Below are 669 nucleotides of genomic sequence, written 5' to 3'. Positions count from 1 at the left end.
CAAGGGATAGAAGGATAATTGGGGTAAGGTGTATGAACATTAGAGTATTTTCTCGTGTGAAAGGGGGTTTTATGTTAATTATGTGGTGTGTGAGTTTTCCTCGTTGTACTGTAATGAATATGTGGAGGGAGTAGAGGGCTGTGATTAGTATGTTAAGTCCTGTTAGCACGATAGTGATGTGAGATCAAGAGAATGAGGCTGTAATCACGAAGAGTTCTCCAATTAAATTAATGGTGGGGGGTAAGGCTAGGTTGGTAAGGTTTGCTGTGAATCATCAGAGGGCTATTAGTGGAAGTAGTGTTTGAAGTCCTCGGGAGAGTATTATAATGCGGCTGTGGGTGCGTTCATAGTTTGAGTTAGCTAGGCAGAATAGTATAGAGGAAGTAAGTCCATGGGCAATTATGAGGGTGGTTGCGCCAGAAAAGCTTCAGGGGGTTTGAATGAGGGAGGCTATGATTACTAGGGATATATGGCTTACGGAGGAGTATGCGATGAGTGATTTTAGGTCTGTTTGTCGTAGGCAGATTGAGCTTGTTATGATTATGCCTCATAGGGCTAGCATGAGGAAAGGGTAGGCTATGTATTCTGTTAGGGGGTTAAGAATAGGGGTGAGTCGTATTATGCCATAGCCACCTAGTTTTAAGAGTACTGCGGCGAGGACTATTGAGC

General features: G+C 43.5%; 1 pseudogene. It reads right to left on the bottom strand.

What is annotated here, in order from left to right:
* Nucleotides 1-274: 274 nt before the first annotated feature.
* A pseudogene (locus ACFIKY_RS09180) lies at nucleotides 275-538 on the bottom strand (proton-conducting transporter membrane subunit).
* Nucleotides 539-669: the final 131 nt, after the last annotated feature.

This window comes from Bartonella sp. CR127HXZ, from assembly GCF_042194555.1.
GTDB classification, from domain to species: Bacteria; Pseudomonadota; Alphaproteobacteria; order Rhizobiales; family Rhizobiaceae; genus Bartonella; species Bartonella grahamii.
Note: the sequence above shows the minus strand (reverse complement) of the source record. Positions and strands in the feature narration are given on the sequence as shown.